Raw genomic sequence first — 15232 nt, 5'->3', positions numbered from 1 at the left:
TTCAATCAGCCTGCTTTCTAACTTTGTCTGCACTCTGAAAGAAGAAAAAATTCTCCTTTTAAGCTGCCAGCAAACGTGTTCTTTCTATATTTAAATGCTAGATACGCTGCTCCTGCCCGCCTTGTTATTTTTATGCCAGCTTACTGCCGGCAACCAGTGTTCTTAAGTCCGCTGTTACCTGATCTGCTTCTTCCCATGAATAAATGCTCGCCCCTGCAGCAAGAGGATGGCCGCCGCCGCCGTATTTCATTGCCAGGCCGTTAATAACCGGGCCTTTTGAACGGAACCGCACACGGATTTGATCCGCTTCTTCAATAAAAAACACCCAGGATTGGATACCTTTCACACTGCCTAAAATACTGACAAGAAGCGATGTTTCTGCTTGTGTCGCTCCAAACTTTTGGAGCAATGATCCTGTCAGCCGCACTTCGGCAACTCCTGTATCGTCGAGGTTGAAATTCTGTAAAATATATCCTTCCAGCTTTAGTACATGCGCTTCCTTTTCATACATATTGTTAAAAAGCTCCTGGCGGTCAAACTCATATTGCATGAGCTCTCCGGCATACTGCATTGTCTCAATTGTTGTTGATGAGTATAAAAATCGGCCTGTATCACTGACAATTCCTGCATAAAGAAGTCGTGCCGCAGCGTCACTTATCTTCAACTGGCCTTCCGACGTTTTAAACAGCTCATAAATCATTTGGCTGCAGGCTGCTGCATTTACGTCAACCCACACCAGGTCCCCATATGGGTCTTCATTAGGATGATGGTCGATTTTAATAATTTCTTTTCCCAGCTTGTAACGCTGGTCACAAATTCGTCCCTGATTGGCTGTATCACACACAATAACAAGCGCGTTTTCATATACACTGTCCTCTATTTGATCAAGACGGCGCATAAAGTACAAAGTCGGCTCTTCAGCTCCGACTGTATAAACTGTTTTTTCTGGAAAAGTGGCTTTAATAATTTCAGCAAGCCCACCCTGCGATCCATAGGCATCCGGGTCAGGACGCACATGCCGGTGGAGAATGATTGTGTCATATTGTTTAATTTTATCGATAATTTGCTGTTTCAAGTCGTTTCCCCTTCTCAATAGGCTTGTTTCCAGTGGAAATCCACCGCTTTTCCCGCTACAATAAAAAGAGAGTGAAAAAACGGGGGAATACATAGAATGCCTAATTTCTTTTTAGTGATAGTAATCGTTCTATCATTTGTTTTTTATTTGTTTTATAAAGTTCAATACACCAGAAGCAAACGGCCGATGGAACGGAAGTGGCTGTCCGCCAAATCCAGCATGGTGCTTGGACTGTTTGTCGGTGTATTCGGCGTTAACACACTGCTTATCCAGCAGACTGCCACTGCTTATATTATTGCTGCCATTTTTATTGTATATGGATTTGCCAGCATGATTGCCGGTTATAAAATGTATAAACACTACTTGCCGTTTGCTCAAAAGGAAGCAGAAGAGTTAGATAAATAACTACTGGAAGAAGCAGGCACTCCCGCCTGCTTTTTTAATGCCAGGCTCTAACGGTCGATTAACTGGCACATCATCATTACTTTGCCTGCCAGTATCCCTGCGTTGTAAACTTCCACGTCTATTTTTCCAAACTTCCGCCCAATCTCCAGTACTTTTGGAAAAACGGTTAGTTTAGACTCCATTTGAACGGGCTTCAAAAAATAAATGGTAATATTTTCAACAACGAGGTCTCCCCGTTTATGAGCCCGCAGTGCCCGATTTGCGGCTTCTGTCACAATCGTTGTAAACACACCATATGAAATAGTGCCAAGCTGGTTTGTCATTTGCGGAGTAACCTCGAATTCATAAACTCCTCCCGCTTGCTGATCCTCTGGCATTATAAGCTGCTTGGCAATCGTATCATCAAGCGTTTCGGCAGCCTGCGGCTGACGCTGCGCCATTTGCATTGCTTTTAAAACGTCTTGCCGGCTGACAATACCCTGCAGCCGGTTTTGCTCATCAGTAACCGGAAGCAATTCAATTCCTTCCCAGATCATCATATGCGCAGCCGATGCGACACTTGTTTTTAGTGTAACGGTAAGGGGATGCCTGGTCATTATTTTATCAATAAGCACTTCACGGCCGCTTCCCATTATATCTTTAGCTGTAACTATTCCAAATACTTTTAAGTGCTCATCGACTACTGGAAACCGGCTGTGTGAGGTTTCTTGATTTTTTTCCAGCCAGTCACCGACTGTATCACCCAGTTTCAAAAAAACACTGGCTTCAACCGATGTTAAAATATCGCCTACAAGCACGATTTCTTTTTTAATAAGCTGATCGTAGATAGCCCGGTTAATCATGGCGGCTACTGTAAAGGTATCATAGCTTGTTGAAATAACAGGGAGCTCTAAATCATCAGCCAGCTTCCTCAAATCCTCGCCAGCTTCAAATCCGCCGGTAATTAAAACAGCCGCTCCGGCCTGCAGCGCCAGTTCATGGGCTTTTACACGGTTTCCGACAATGAGCAGGTTGCCGGGGCCTGTGTAACGCATCATCGCTTCAAGCTGCATCGCGCCGATCACAAACTTATTTAATGTCTTATGTAATCCATTCCGTCCTCCAAGCACCTGGCCATCCACAATATTGACGACTTCTGCAAATGTGAGCTTTTCAATGTTTTCTTTTTTCTTTTGCTCAATCCGGATTGTTCCAACCCGTTCAATTGCACTGACCATTCCTCTTGTTTCGGCATCTTTGATGGCCCGGTAAGCTGTGCCTTCGCTGACTGAAAGAGCCCTGGCAATTTGGCGGACGGAAATCTTTTCGCCGATCGGCAGCTCCTCGATATATTGGAGAATTTGTTCATGTTTCGTCATCAATGGTCCACCCGTCCCTTTCCGCTCTCATTCCTTCCCTAATTATAGACTAAAATAAAAGGAAAAAAAAGAAGCCGCTTCATCCGAAGCAGCTTCAGGCTGTTGACAAACGCCCGCTTTCGGCGTCACTTGCCGGCTGTGAATGCTCATGACCCCAAAAGGTCACTCCGCTTCCCATCCGGCCGCGTTTCTGGAAAAACAGGCGCTTTCAATCAGCCCGAGTTCTAACTTTGTCTACATTCTCAAGCCGCTTCATCCGAATCAGCTTATCTTTTACAGTTCAATTATATCTCCAGGATTCATGATTCGGCCTCGTCCATCCTTTATTTTCGAGGTGAAGTCATCCGGATTTTGCTTTATTGGCGGAAACGTATTGTAATGGATTGGAACCACTGTATTTGCCTGAAGGAATTCTGCAGCGATTACCGCATCATCCGGCCCCATTGTGAAATTGTCGCCAATAGGCAAAAAAGCTAAATCAATTGGATGGCGTTCGCCAATTAATTTCATATCAGAAAATAACCCGGTGTCACCTGCATGATATATCGTCTTTCCTTCACTCATAATTAAAACTCCGGCCGGCATTCCCATATATAAGAATGTACCGTCTTCCTGCTGCAGGCCTGAGCCATGAAATGCCTGTGTAAATTTTATTGTTCCAAATTCAAATTCACGGCTGCCGCCAATATGCATTGGATGGGCATTAACACCCTGATGCTGCAAATACAGAGCAAGCTCGTTTACAGCAATAATGAGCGCGCCGCTTCTCCTGGCGATTTCCAGTGTGTCACCTACATGATCACCGTGGCCGTGTGTCAGTACAATAAAATCAGGGTGCTGCTCATCTGCTTGTAAGTCTGTTAAGTCATTTCCTGTGATAAACGGATCAATAAGGACTGTTTTTCCTTTTGATTTGATTTTTACAATAGAATGTCCATGGTAAGATACTTTCACTCTACCGGCCTCCCTTTTTGTTACATCATATCCTTTTTCCCCGCCTTCCAAACTGGTCAAACCTCTTTTATAAAATTTTCAAAAATGTCAGATTTATTGCTTCTTATTTCATTTTTTTGTTGTAAAATGTAAGCAAAAGGGGGAATGACGTATGTTGAAGTATAAACATGTCCTGGTAGCGGTCGATGGCTCAAAAGAAGCGGAATGGGCTTTTAAGAAATCTGTACAGATTGCCAAGCGGAATGGCGCATCTTTAAATCTCGTTCATGTGATTGATACCCGTTCCTTTGCGGCTATTGAGGCATATGACCGTTCTATTGCAGAGCGTGCAACAAAATACGGAAATGACCTTCTCGACGATTATAAAAAAGAAGCAGCAGCGGCGGGTGTAACAAATGTAAATGTTTTTGTGGAATACGGCTCTCCAAAAGTAATTATCCCTAAAGATGTAGCCAAACAAGTAGAAGCAGACCTGATTATCTGCGGCGCCACCGGCTTAAACGCAATAGAACGATTCCTTATCGGAAGCGTTTCCGAATACATTACACGAGCGGCGGGCTGCGATGTATTAATTGTGCGTACCGACGACATTGATAACGAATAACCACAAAATAAAAAACCGCCAGAGAGTGGCGGTTTTTTATTTCAACAGTAGTTCTTTTGCAGCGCGGATCTGATTCTCCACCTGGTCAAACCCTGTGCCGCCAAGAGACTTCCTTCTCTTAACAGCTTCATAAGGGGACAGAACGCCATAGATATCTTCTTCAATAACATCCGAGGCTTCTTTTAGTTCTTCCAAAGAAAGATCTAGCAGGAAGCAGCTCTTTTGAATGCAGGTAAATACAAGCTTACCGGTGATTTCATGCGCCTCGCGGAATGGGATGCCTTTCGCAGCCAGGTAATCCGCAAGCTCCGTTGCATTTGAGAAATCGTTTTGCACAGCGTCTTTCATACGGTCTTCGTTTACCGTCATTGTATCGACCATGCCAGCGAAAATTTTCAGAGAGCCAAGAACTGTGTGTACAGTATCAAACATACCCTCTTTGTCTTCTTGCATATCTTTGTTATACGCAAGAGGCAGTCCTTTTAAAATCGTCAGCAGGCTGAAAAGGTTGCCGTATACTCGGCCTGTTTTGCCGCGGATCAGTTCTGCCATGTCCGGATTTTTCTTTTGCGGCATAATGCTTGAGCCAGTTGAGAACGTATCGTCCATCTCAACGAAGCGAAACTCCTGGCTCGACCAAAGAATAATTTCTTCCGCGAAGCGGGACAAGTGCATCATTAAAATGGATGATGCGCTTAAAAATTCAAGAATGAAATCACGGTCGCTTACCGCATCCATGCTATTTTGGTAAACACCTGCGAATCCAAGCAGTTCCGCTGAACGCTCCCGGTCGATCGGAAATGTTGTTCCAGCAAGTGCCCCCGCCCCGAGCGGCGACACATCAATCCGTTTAAGAGCTTCAGTGAACCGTTCTTTGTCACGCTGCAGCATCCAGAAATATGTCATTAAATGATGCCCGAATGAAATCGGCTGCGCCCGCTGGAGATGCGTGTAGCCCGGCGCAATCGTTTCTTTATGGTGATCGGCTTTCTCCACTAAAACCGATTGAAACTGGCTGATTAATCCGATAATGCTTTTAACCTGCTTCTTCAGGTACAAATGCATGTCTGTTGCGACCTGGTCATTCCGGCTTCTTCCGGTATGAAGCTTCCCGCCAACAGGACCAATCGAATCAATTAACGCTTTTTCTAAGTTTAAATGGATATCTTCAAGCGAAACCGAAAACTCGATTTCACCGGCTTCAGCTTTCTTCTTTAAAGCCTCGAGCCCTGACTTGATCTGCTCCATTTCTTCCTTTGTTAAAATGCCTGTTTCACCAAGCATGGTTACGTGGGCGATGCTGCCTTCGATATCTTCGAAAACGAGCTCCTGGTCAAATGAGATGGACGCTCCGAATTCGTCTACCCACTCTTCCGCTGATTTTTGAAACCGTCCGCCCCACAACTTTTTCGTCATGATTACTTAAGCCCCTTCTCTTTGTGAACACGCGAGCTGACAACGGTCGGAAGGCCATATAGATTGATAAATCCAACAGCTGATTCGTGGTCAAACGCATCATCTTTTGAATAGGTTGCAAGCTTTTCATCATATAATGAATATGGTGATTTTCTTCCTTCTACGATAGCATGGCCTTTAAACAGCTTAACACGCACTGTGCCTGTTACGTATTTTTGTGTATCTTTCAAAAACGCCACAAGTGATTCACGGATCGGGTTGAACCAGAGACCATCATAAATAATTTCTGTTAAACGTTTCTCAATGACCGGCTTAAAGTGAGCCAGTTCTTTTACCAATGTAATATCTTCAAGCTCTTTGTGAGCTGTAATTAACGTTGTCGCACCCGGCGTTTCATATACCTCACGCGATTTGATGCCGATGAGGCGGTTTTCAATATGATCGATACGGCCGACACCGTGCTTGCCTGCTACTTCATTCAAATGAAGAATTAACTGAGCTAACTCCATTTTTTCACCATTTACAGCTGTAGGCACACCCTGTTCAAATTCAATTTCAATAATGTCCGGTGTATCCGGTGTATCTTCTAAATGAGCCGTTAAATCGTATGCGTCAAGCGGCGGCGCTGCCCACGGATCTTCCAGGGCCCCACACTCGTTTGCACGTCCCCATAGATTCTGGTCGATTGAGAACGGGCTTTCTTTTCCGATCGGAACCGGTACATTATGCTGCTTCGCATATTCAATTTCTTCTTCACGCGACCATGCCCAGTCACGAACCGGCGCTAATACTTCTAAATCCGGGTTAAGAGCGCGGATCGCCACTTCGAAACGAACCTGGTCGTTTCCTTTTCCTGTGCATCCGTGCGCTACAGCTGTTGCATTTTCCTGTTCCGCAATTTCAACAAGCTTTTTTGAAATAAGCGGGCGCGACAGGGCAGATACAACTGGATACTTGTTTTCATACCATGTATGGCCCTGCAAAGCAACAAGCGCAAAATCTTCCGCAAATTCTTTTTTTGCATCGATCATGTAACTTTCAACAGCGCCTACCTGAAGTGCTTTGTTTTTAATAAATTCAAGATCTTTCCCTTCTCCGACATCCAGGCATACCGCTACAACATCATATCCTTTTTCTTTTAGCCACGGAATCGCCACCGATGTATCCAGGCCTCCTGAATATGCAAGAACAACTTTCTTACCCATCTCTTACTTCCTCCTCTTACTGACAACAACAGTATATTTATTCAATAAAGTTTATTTTTATTCTCTTAATATGTATAAAGAATATCATTTTCTTCGAGGTCTTTCAAGTGCTTTTCCAAAAAAAAATACATTTTTTTGTGTATTTATGTAGAAATCATGTATATTCCGCTTTTTGCTATTTTAATTTTATTTCTTTATTATTGAAGAAACTCGATCAAAGCAGGTGAATCTATGTTTCAATACGATGCACGCCTCGGAATTTACCTTCCAATCCTCAGCCGGGAGTGGGATGAGCATACAAAAGCCGAAAGGCAGGCCATTCTGCATAAATGGGAAATTATTCGCGGACAAATACCGGACCGTATTTCTCAATTGGAAGAAGAGATTAACAAAAAACAGACTGCACTGGACAATGAAGACGATTTCGTTCAATCCTGCCGCCTGAACACCGATATTAGTGAGCTCGCTTCGATTATCAATGATTTATGGCTCTGGTTTCGAACGACTCCTGATATTTATGCTTATAAGAAGCCGCATACATAAAAAGAACCGGCTGCTTACTCCCGGTTCTTTTTTTCGTATAAATAGCGGTATTGATAATATCGCTCAGCAAATACGGTTGCTTGTTTTACAGCGAGAAAATTGGCTCCGGCACTAAGAGCCATAGATATAACCGGAATGCCGGAAGGGCGGCGAAGAATCCGGACTGCGGCGAGCTTCAGGATATGCTTCATGGGCTCCTGAAGCATTGCTTCATTGGTTCCCCAGCTTTCCTTATCTATATACGCTGTTTTTTCTTCCACTTCTGTAATTAACTTTGCCCACCCGTCTGCTTTTAAAGACTCTGGAAGCAAAGAAATATAAAACAAATGAAGAATATTTTCCCTTTCGAATGGAAGGCTTGTGTCGAAACCGTACGAAAGAGCAGTCGTTTGAATAGTACGCAGCTGCATAGCGGACAATATCAGAAAATCTGTTAAAGCCGGTATAAAGTTTCCCGTTCCTGACGCCGCTCCTTGAATCGCTGCAGCCGCATGATTTTTAAATGCCCGCTGGCGGTTTATGTACTGAAGCTGGTCAATTGTCAGGCGATGCAGCTGGTCAATCGTTTCAATATCATCCTGAAAAATTCGGGCAGCTCCAATTATTTGGTTTTTTACTCCCGCTTCAAGGTTATCATTTTGCAAAAAAGACCAGAGCCATTCTGCTGCCTGGTCCGCCTGGCTGAAAAAACGGCTTTTGATGTCGTCCGGCAAAGAAGCAGCAAGCTTACTGGCCAATGCACCCTGCTCTTCCACTTTTTCGTCCCGGTTCGACACGAGCTGCTGCTCCCAATTCATTAATTCATTCCAAAAAGCCTCATCCCGTTTTGTCCACATCGGTATCACCTTTCCTGATATTCACTGAACCACCGGTCAATTTTTTGAATAATGGCCGCTGTCGCTTTTTTATCTGTTAATGAAGGCATTGCCGCAAGAAGCACTTCTTTCGGCTTTTGAATGCCTGGCGCTTTTTTACGGATCATCAAAATACTTTTTGCTGCCTGCCTGCTTTTAAAAAGAGTTTCCGGAAGCTGGATGACTCCTTCAATATAAGCTTCTTCTGTTAAAAAGGCCTGCAGCTTTTTCGCTTCCGTTGATTCAAAAAGACCGTTCGGAATAATAAAAAGAAGGTGGCCGCCTGGTTTTGTATGCCGCAGGCTTTGTTCAATAAATAAATGATGGGCATAAGAGTGGCCGCTGTCCGCTTTTAGCCTGTATGCTTCCGCCCGTTCATCATTCGGATAATAGCCTACCGGCAAATCGCAGACCACAACGTCAACCGGATCAATAAGCAACGGTTCAAGCGCATCCTGATTATATAAGGTAATTGGATGGTGAAGCAGGTTGGCTCCTGCATACGCCAGCTTTAAAAGAACATCATCCAGATCAACGCCATGCGCTTCTATTTGTCCGTTAAATTCATTTAATACAGTTGTTACCAGGTTTCCTGTTCCAATCGTTGGATCAAGCAGGGTAAAAGCTGATTTTCCCTGCATGCTTTTTTTAAGCAAATATGCGATAAATAATCCGATTGAATCCGGAGTCATTTGGTGATTCGGCTGGACATGCTCTTTCATTCCTTTTAAAATAGCCAGCTGATAGGACTTGCGTATCGCTTCTTTTGAATGCTGTTCTAAATTTGCTTCTTTGTATAGTTTTTGAAGGCGCTTTTCATCCATTTCATTAAGTTCTTCCTGGAGCACATGTCCATGAAAAAGATTTTCCGCTGTTTCTCCGAGCGCTTCTAAATAAGAGATACCCAGAAGACGGCTTAGCAGCGCTGCTGATTCATCAAAAACGTTAAATAATGCTTCTACTGTCAATTCCTTCATATAAAAAGCCTCACTTTCCTTTCGCAAAAAACAGCCGGCTCCGACAAAATGTCAAAGCCGGCTGCCATACGAGCCTGTACTGAATTAGTTTGCTGCTTTCGCTGCTTCAATTGCTGCATCGTAGTTCGGGTGGTCTGTTCCTTCACCAACATATTCCACATATGTAACCGTATCATTTGAGTCGATGACAAAAACAGAACGGGCAAGAAGACGAAGCTCCTCCATGCCGACACCATAGCGTTCAGCAAATGAAAAATCGCGGTGATCCGATAGGGTTTTGACGTTCTCTAGACCGGCCGCTGCGCACCAGCGTTTTTGAGCAAATGGAAGGTCAGCCGAAATTGTTAATACTTCAACGTTATCCAATTTTGCAGCTTCCTCATTGAAACGGCGTGTCTGCGCGTCGCATACGCCCGTGTCAATCGAAGGCACCACACTGATCAAGCGAACTTTACCTGATGTATCTGCCAGTGTAACAGGCGACAAATCATTCGCCAGAACTGTAAAATCAGGTGCTTTGTCTCCTACTTTTACTTCGCTTCCAATCAATGTCATTGGATTTCCTTTAAATGTTACCTTTGCCATTGTTTATTCCCTCCAAATTCAGCAGTATACATACATCATACTGAATCGTACGCTTTAATTGCAATGAAAAAGAGCTAAACCATCGCTTTTTTCTTTTGAACCATCTTCACCTGTGAAAAAGTAAACACAACAAGCGCGCTCCAAATAAAAATAAAGGAAAGCAGCTGAGAATGTGTGAATGGCTCATGGTACATAAATACGCCAAGCAGCAAAGTCATAGTTGGCGCAATATATTGCAGGAAACCAATTAAATAAAGGGGAATTTTCTGTGCCCCATGCCCAAATAACAAGAGCGGAATCGCTGTCAGTACTCCCCCTCCCATTAACAGAAGGTCTGTTTCCCATGAGCCGTGAAACAGCTGAAGCGCATTGTTTCCTGATAACAGAAGCAAATATAAAACAGCAAGCGGTGTGACAACAGCTGTTTCAATTGTCAGCCCCACTGCCGCATCCATTCGGATCATCTTTTTAGCGAGTCCATACAGCGCAAATGAAACCGCCAGCGATAAAGATACCCATGGAAACGAGCCATACGAAAACGTCATAATAAACACACCGCCGGCCGCCAGTAAAAAAGAGAGCACCTGTGCTTTAGAAAGCGATTCCTTCAGCACAATAATGCCGAGCAGCACGCTCATAAGCGGGTTAATATAGTATCCCATGCTGGTTTCAATAATATGATTGTTGTTTACAGCCCATATAAAAACAAACCAGTTAATACTGATTAAAAGAGAAGCTGCGGCCAGCGCCAGCGACTTCCTTGGATGAGCAATAATTTCTTTTAATACTTGCTTCAGCGGGGTTATTTTCTTCATTAAGAGAAGCAGCACGAGCATAAATACAAAAGACCAGATAATACGGTTGGCTAAAATTTCATAAGCAGATACATCACTGATCAGCTTCCAGTACATCGGGATCAAACCCCACATAATGTATGAGCCGGCTGTGTAAATTGCCCCTGCTTTTCGTTCATTTTGCAATTTCTTCACCTCATTTATTTCTATACCCGAAATATATTCCACAAAAATCCGCGCCCCTTATTGGCGCGGATTTCTTATAATAAGTCATCCATTTCAGCTTCATGGTTTGGCAGCAAAATCGTTTCCGTTGCCTTTATTGCTTCTTCAATCATTGGATCAAAATCTAAAAAGCTTTCAAAAAACTGAACCTTTTCCGTTTTTGGCCTTGTTTTCGGCGCTGCCGGAGTAAAGATCGTGCAGCAATCCTCGAACGGCAAAATGGAAATATCGTGTGTGCCGATTTTTCGTGCAATCTCCATAATCTCCAGTTTATCTGATGCAATAAGCGGGCGGAGAACAGGTGTATTCGTCACATCATTGATGGCAGCCATGCTTTCCATCGTCTGACTGGCTACTTGTCCAAGGCTTTCCCCCGTTACAATAGCCAGAGAGCCGGTTTGCTTTCGGATCCGGTCTGCAATCCTCATCATCATCCGGCGTGTCGATGTCATCGTGTAGTTTTCCGGCACCTGCTTATGAATCGTTTCTTGAATTTTGGTAAACGGCACAATATGCAGGCGGACATTTCCGCCATACGTGGTCAGCACATTGGCTAAATCAATCACTTTTTGTTTGGCCCGGTCACTCGTATAAGGCGGGCTGAAGAAATGAACCGCCTCGATTTCCACGCCGCGCTTCATCATCATATAGCCGGCTACAGGGCTGTCCAGGCCGCCTGATAAAAGCAGAACCGCTTTTCCCGCAGCGCCGGCCGGCATGCCGCCCGCACCGGGAATTGTTTGAGATGACAGATATACACCGTCTGCACGCACTTCAACAGTTAAAATAAAATCCGGATTGCGGACATCCACTGTTAACTCTTCCGTTTCACGCAATACATGCCCGCCGACTTCATGATTTAATTCATGCGTGTCAAGCGGGAACTGTTTATCGGCTCTGCGCGTATTCACTTTGAAAGAAGCCGGTCTGCCGCCCATTGATTTTTTCACAAGAGAAAGCGCCGCTTCTTTTATGTCGCTCAAATCCTGTGTTGTTTTCATGACCGGACTGAATGACTGAATACCGGATACATGTACAAGCTTTTCTTTCACTTCTTCGAATGATGCGCCATTCAAGTAAAGAAACATTCGGTCCCGCTGTGCTTCTACTTGAATACGCTCATCCTTTAACAGCCGCTTAATGTTGGTTTTCATTTTATTTGTAAATTTGCTGCGGTTCCGTCCTTTTGTTGACATTTCGCCATATCGGATTAATACGCGGTCATATTTCATATTCGTTCATTCCTTTTTTTCACAAGCGTCGGAACAATTCGGTCCAGCGCTTCAATAAATTGCTCCGCTTCCTGTATAGTATTGCCGGCTGACAGGCTGATGCGGATTGCCGCAGCAGCCAGGTCATTGTTGACACCCATCTTCTGCAGTACGCGGCTCGGCTTCGCCTGCTTGGAAGAGCAGGCACTTGTTGTGGAAACAATAATATTCTTCTTCTCTAAAGCATGCACCAGCACTTCTCCTTTTGTGCCTTTTATAGAAACGCTCAAAATGTGCGGTGCTGCCTGGCTGATCGGTGTATGAATAACAAAATCTGGACGTCCAGCCAGCTCTTTATATATCCACCGGGTAATTTCCAGCACCGGGTTCATATCTGTTTCCATCGCAAGGCGCACCGCTTTTGCTAATGATGCGGCCCCCGCTGTTTGTTCCGTCCCGCTGCGAAGCCCTCTTTCCTGTCCGCCGCCTGACAGCAGCGGTGCAAGATTAACACTTCTCTGTTTATACAAAAAACCCGTCCCTTTTAATCCGTGCAGTTTATGTCCGGATACCGACATAAGCTGCACACCGGATTTTAATAAATCGAGGGGAACCTTGCCAAATCCCTGAACCGCATCAACATGAAAAAGAATTTGCGGGTAAGCGTCCAGCATACGGCCGATTTCTTCTACCGGCTGTATGGCGCCGGTTTCGTTGTTCACATGCATAACCGAGACAAGGATCGTGTCATCTGTTATCGCCTGCTGAACATCTGCTGCCTGAATCGCTCCATTAGCGTCTGGTTTCACATACGTAATCCGAAAACCTTCCTTTTCAAGATCACGGCACGTTTCAAAAACCGATGGATGTTCAATTGCCGTAGTGATAATATGCCGGCCCCTGTTTTTATAAAAATAAGCTGCCCCTTTAATGGCAAGGTTATTTGACTCCGTCCCTCCCCCTGTAAAAATAATCTCCTCTGCAGAAACCCGGCACAGGGAAGCGATTTGCTGGCGCGCTTTTTCTAAAAACCGCTCCGCTTCCATTCCGGGATAATGAAGTGACGAAGGATTAGCAAAAAATCGTGTGCTTGCTTTTATAAATGTTTCCAAAACAGACTGATCGGGTTTTGTCGTCGCACTATTGTCGAAATAAATCATATACAGCTGCTCCTTACTTTTTTCACCTATCCATGTTAGCACATTAACATAAAAAAAGCCGCCTCTTTTTCTCGAGACGGCTTTGCTTTACTGCTGTTCATCTTTATACTGGGCGTCGAACCTTTTCAATCCTTTTGAATCCACTTTGTCAATGGCTGTTGCACAAAGCTCCAGCGCTTTACTGTAATCTGCCTGGCGAAAAGCAAGCTCCGCTTCATTCAATTTTGTTTCAATATTTGGATGCGTCCGGCGGTACCGGTTGCCAAATTGAATCATTCGTTCCGCGATTGAAACCTGCTCCATCAATTCATCTGTTTTGTTAGCAAGATGGCTGATTGCCCCATTGGCTGCATCAAGCTGTTCACGCACTGCCTTCATATTTAATGGCTTTTCGTTTAAATGTGTATTTGTTTGCTGAATACGCACCCGCGCCTCTTCACTTAATTCCCTGTAGTAGTCCGGAATACCAGGCAGGTTGCTCTGCTTCACTTTTCGTGCAATTTGCTGAAGCTGTTTCCGAAGAGCCTGCAATTCTTCCGTTGCTTCCACTTCATCTTTTCGAAGTGTCTGGAGAAAAGCAGCAAACCCCTCCTGCTCTTTTTTCAGCTCTGCTACCCGGGCTTGAATCTCTTTTAATTCATCATGCAAAAAGGAATAAGCTGTTTTTTCAGATTGAATACGGCCATGCAGAATTTCATATTGCTTTTCCAGGTGATAAATTTCTTCTTTCAGCTTTTTAGGAATATCAGATTCTTCTCCGTCAAGCTGATAGCTTTGCTTAACGAGATCCGTCTCTTCTATCAGTTTTGTATTAAGGCCGCTGATTCCTTCGATAATGGAGCCTGTTTCCCCCTCATCTTTCAGCACCTGGTGCTTGGCCATAACTTCTTTTTCAAGCAAATCATATAGAAATTCAATACTGTCTTTTGTGTCTGACACAATCAGTTCGGTTTCCGCTACTTCTGTTTTTAACAGCAGATCACGGCCGCGGGCCAGCTCTTCTTTTAAAGCTGTTATTTCTTTTTCAATCTGCAAATGGTCCAGTAAATAACCGTCCTGCTTCATCTCTTTATAGCCATGCTCAATTTCAGATAACTGTGCCGGAAGAGTATGATTTACTTCTGCCATAAGCACTGGGATACGGGCCATTTTATGTTCCATGGCTTCCATTTCCGTTTGAATTCCCATCAGCAGCTCTCGGGCTTCAAGGTAGTTGCCGTCTTCTGTTAAATCGGCAAATTTTTCAAAACGTCCGGCAATCACATCCAGCTGTAATTCAAGCACCGAAGCTGCCTGTCCAAACGTATGGCGGTGCGCCAGAAGTTTCTTTTTTGCCTCACGCTGGCGCGTGTGCATTTCCTCGCCTTCAGCCCGGTTCTTTTCTTCACTGCCCACAAGCTGTTCCAGTTCCGCTAAAATAGTATTTACTTTTCTTTCAATCTGATCAAGGCGGCTTTTAATTTCTTTATTTGTTTTTTTAGCGGCGCCAAACCGGAATTTATCGACCTGCTCTTCTGAAGTAAATAGCATTTCGTCAACTGCGGGAATATCAGCAGTTATCACTTCATCCCATTCGGCACGCCATCGGTCAAACAAAGCCTCTGTCTGGCCTGTCATATTAAGACGCTTTACTTTTGCCAGTTCTTCATGGACGGGTCGATGAAGCAGCTCTGTTTTTTTCATATCAAGCTGATCAACCTCAGCTGCGTTTCTTTTTCTGCTCATCATCGTATAAATGAAAAAAACAAGTACGATAATGATCGCTCCAATGACGTATTCCACCATCATAAGCCCCCTCGTAACAACGAATAAATAATTATGTATAGTAAGAAGGCGCCTCATTGCGCCCCTTCGCTCAATTTCGTA

General features: G+C 44.2%; 15 protein-coding genes. 3 read left to right on the top strand and 12 right to left on the bottom strand.

Going from position 1 to position 15232, the window contains the following annotated elements:
* Positions 1-130: 130 nt before the first annotated feature.
* Positions 131-1075, bottom strand: coding sequence for a DHH family phosphoesterase (locus VP98_RS17735; RefSeq protein ID WP_046176689.1), 945 nt, complete (start codon positions 1073-1075; stop codon positions 131-133).
* Positions 1076-1171: 96 nt separating this feature from the next.
* On the opposite strand from VP98_RS17735, the gene VP98_RS17730 reads away from it, so the two are divergent.
* Positions 1172-1480: a YtpI family protein gene (locus VP98_RS17730; RefSeq protein ID WP_046176688.1), complete on the top strand. Its 309-nt coding sequence runs from the start codon at positions 1172-1174 to the stop codon at positions 1478-1480.
* Positions 1481-1527: 47 nt separating this feature from the next.
* On the opposite strand, the gene VP98_RS17725 is transcribed toward VP98_RS17730, so the two are convergent.
* Entirely contained in the window at positions 1528-2841 is a 1314-nt protein-coding gene (locus VP98_RS17725) for a DRTGG domain-containing protein (protein WP_046176687.1), read from the bottom strand.
* Positions 2842-3111: 270 nt separating this feature from the next.
* Positions 3112-3792 (bottom strand): metal-dependent hydrolase, encoded by a 681-nt coding sequence (locus tag VP98_RS17720; protein WP_046176702.1) that lies wholly within the window; start codon positions 3790-3792, stop codon positions 3112-3114.
* 151 nt (positions 3793-3943) lie between these two features.
* Here VP98_RS17720 and VP98_RS17715 point away from each other — a divergent pair, with 151 nt between their 5' ends.
* Positions 3944-4396, top strand: coding sequence for a universal stress protein (locus VP98_RS17715; RefSeq protein ID WP_046176686.1), 453 nt, complete (start codon positions 3944-3946; stop codon positions 4394-4396).
* 36 nt (positions 4397-4432) lie between these two features.
* On the opposite strand, the gene argH is transcribed toward VP98_RS17715, so the two are convergent.
* Positions 4433-5812: an argininosuccinate lyase gene (gene argH / locus VP98_RS17710; protein ID WP_046176685.1), complete on the bottom strand. Its 1380-nt coding sequence runs from the start codon at positions 5810-5812 to the stop codon at positions 4433-4435.
* 2 nt (positions 5813-5814) lie between these two features.
* Positions 5815-7017, bottom strand: a complete 1203-nt coding sequence (locus tag VP98_RS17705) for an argininosuccinate synthase (protein ID WP_046176684.1) — start codon at positions 7015-7017, stop codon at positions 5815-5817.
* Positions 7018-7248: 231 nt separating this feature from the next.
* On the opposite strand from VP98_RS17705, the gene VP98_RS17700 reads away from it, so the two are divergent.
* Positions 7249-7560, top strand: coding sequence for a hypothetical protein (locus tag VP98_RS17700; protein ID WP_046176683.1), 312 nt, complete (start codon positions 7249-7251; stop codon positions 7558-7560).
* 14 nt (positions 7561-7574) lie between these two features.
* On the opposite strand, the gene VP98_RS17695 is transcribed toward VP98_RS17700, so the two are convergent.
* The 7 genes from VP98_RS17695 to ezrA form a co-directional block, all read right to left on the bottom strand.
* Entirely contained in the window at positions 7575-8396 is an 822-nt protein-coding gene (locus tag VP98_RS17695; protein ID WP_046176682.1) for an EcsC family protein, read from the bottom strand.
* Positions 8397-8401: 5 nt separating this feature from the next.
* Positions 8402-9391 (bottom strand): class I SAM-dependent methyltransferase, encoded by a 990-nt coding sequence (locus VP98_RS17690; RefSeq protein WP_046176701.1) that lies wholly within the window; start codon positions 9389-9391, stop codon positions 8402-8404.
* An 84-nt stretch (positions 9392-9475) separates the two neighbouring features.
* A complete protein-coding gene (gene tpx / locus VP98_RS17685; protein ID WP_046176681.1) occupies positions 9476-9976 on the bottom strand; it encodes a thiol peroxidase in 501 nt (166 codons plus the stop codon).
* 74 nt (positions 9977-10050) lie between these two features.
* Positions 10051-10998 (bottom strand): EamA family transporter RarD, encoded by a 948-nt coding sequence (rarD, locus tag VP98_RS17680; RefSeq protein WP_269431514.1) that lies wholly within the window; start codon positions 10996-10998, stop codon positions 10051-10053.
* Between the two features lie 32 nt (positions 10999-11030).
* Positions 11031-12227, bottom strand: a complete 1197-nt coding sequence (thiI, locus tag VP98_RS17675; RefSeq protein WP_046176680.1) for a tRNA uracil 4-sulfurtransferase ThiI — start codon at positions 12225-12227, stop codon at positions 11031-11033.
* Positions 12224-13366, bottom strand: coding sequence for a cysteine desulfurase family protein (locus tag VP98_RS17670; RefSeq protein ID WP_046176679.1), 1143 nt, complete (start codon positions 13364-13366; stop codon positions 12224-12226). The genes thiI and VP98_RS17670 overlap by 4 nt, the downstream gene beginning before the upstream one ends.
* A gap of 87 nt (positions 13367-13453) precedes the next feature.
* Entirely contained in the window at positions 13454-15154 is a 1701-nt protein-coding gene (ezrA, locus tag VP98_RS17665; RefSeq protein ID WP_197076617.1) for a septation ring formation regulator EzrA, read from the bottom strand.
* Positions 15155-15232 lie beyond the last annotated feature (78 nt).

Source organism: Domibacillus indicus (assembly GCF_000970685.1).
GTDB lineage: Bacteria > Bacillota > Bacilli > Bacillales > Domibacillaceae > Domibacillus > Domibacillus indicus.
Note: the sequence above shows the minus strand (reverse complement) of the source record. Positions and strands in the feature narration are given on the sequence as shown.

Coding starts and splice junctions, on each gene's coding strand:
- VP98_RS17730 (WP_046176688.1), top strand. CDS start 1,172: ATGCCTAATTTCTTTTTAGTGATAGTAATCGTTCTATCATTTGTTTTT.
- argH (WP_046176685.1), bottom strand. CDS start 5,812: ATGACGAAAAAGTTGTGGGGCGGACGGTTTCAAAAATCAGCGGAAGAG.
- VP98_RS17705 (WP_046176684.1), bottom strand. CDS start 7,017: ATGGGTAAGAAAGTTGTTCTTGCATATTCAGGAGGCCTGGATACATCG.
- thiI (WP_046176680.1), bottom strand. CDS start 12,227: ATGAAATATGACCGCGTATTAATCCGATATGGCGAAATGTCAACAAAA.
- tpx (WP_046176681.1), bottom strand. CDS start 9,976: ATGGCAAAGGTAACATTTAAAGGAAATCCAATGACATTGATTGGAAGC.
- VP98_RS17700 (WP_046176683.1), top strand. CDS start 7,249: ATGTTTCAATACGATGCACGCCTCGGAATTTACCTTCCAATCCTCAGC.
- VP98_RS17715 (WP_046176686.1), top strand. CDS start 3,944: ATGTTGAAGTATAAACATGTCCTGGTAGCGGTCGATGGCTCAAAAGAA.
- VP98_RS17690 (WP_046176701.1), bottom strand. CDS start 9,391: ATGAAGGAATTGACAGTAGAAGCATTATTTAACGTTTTTGATGAATCA.
- VP98_RS17670 (WP_046176679.1), bottom strand. CDS start 13,366: ATGATTTATTTCGACAATAGTGCGACGACAAAACCCGATCAGTCTGTT.
- ezrA (WP_197076617.1), bottom strand. CDS start 15,154: ATGATGGTGGAATACGTCATTGGAGCGATCATTATCGTACTTGTTTTT.
- VP98_RS17695 (WP_046176682.1), bottom strand. CDS start 8,396: ATGTGGACAAAACGGGATGAGGCTTTTTGGAATGAATTAATGAATTGG.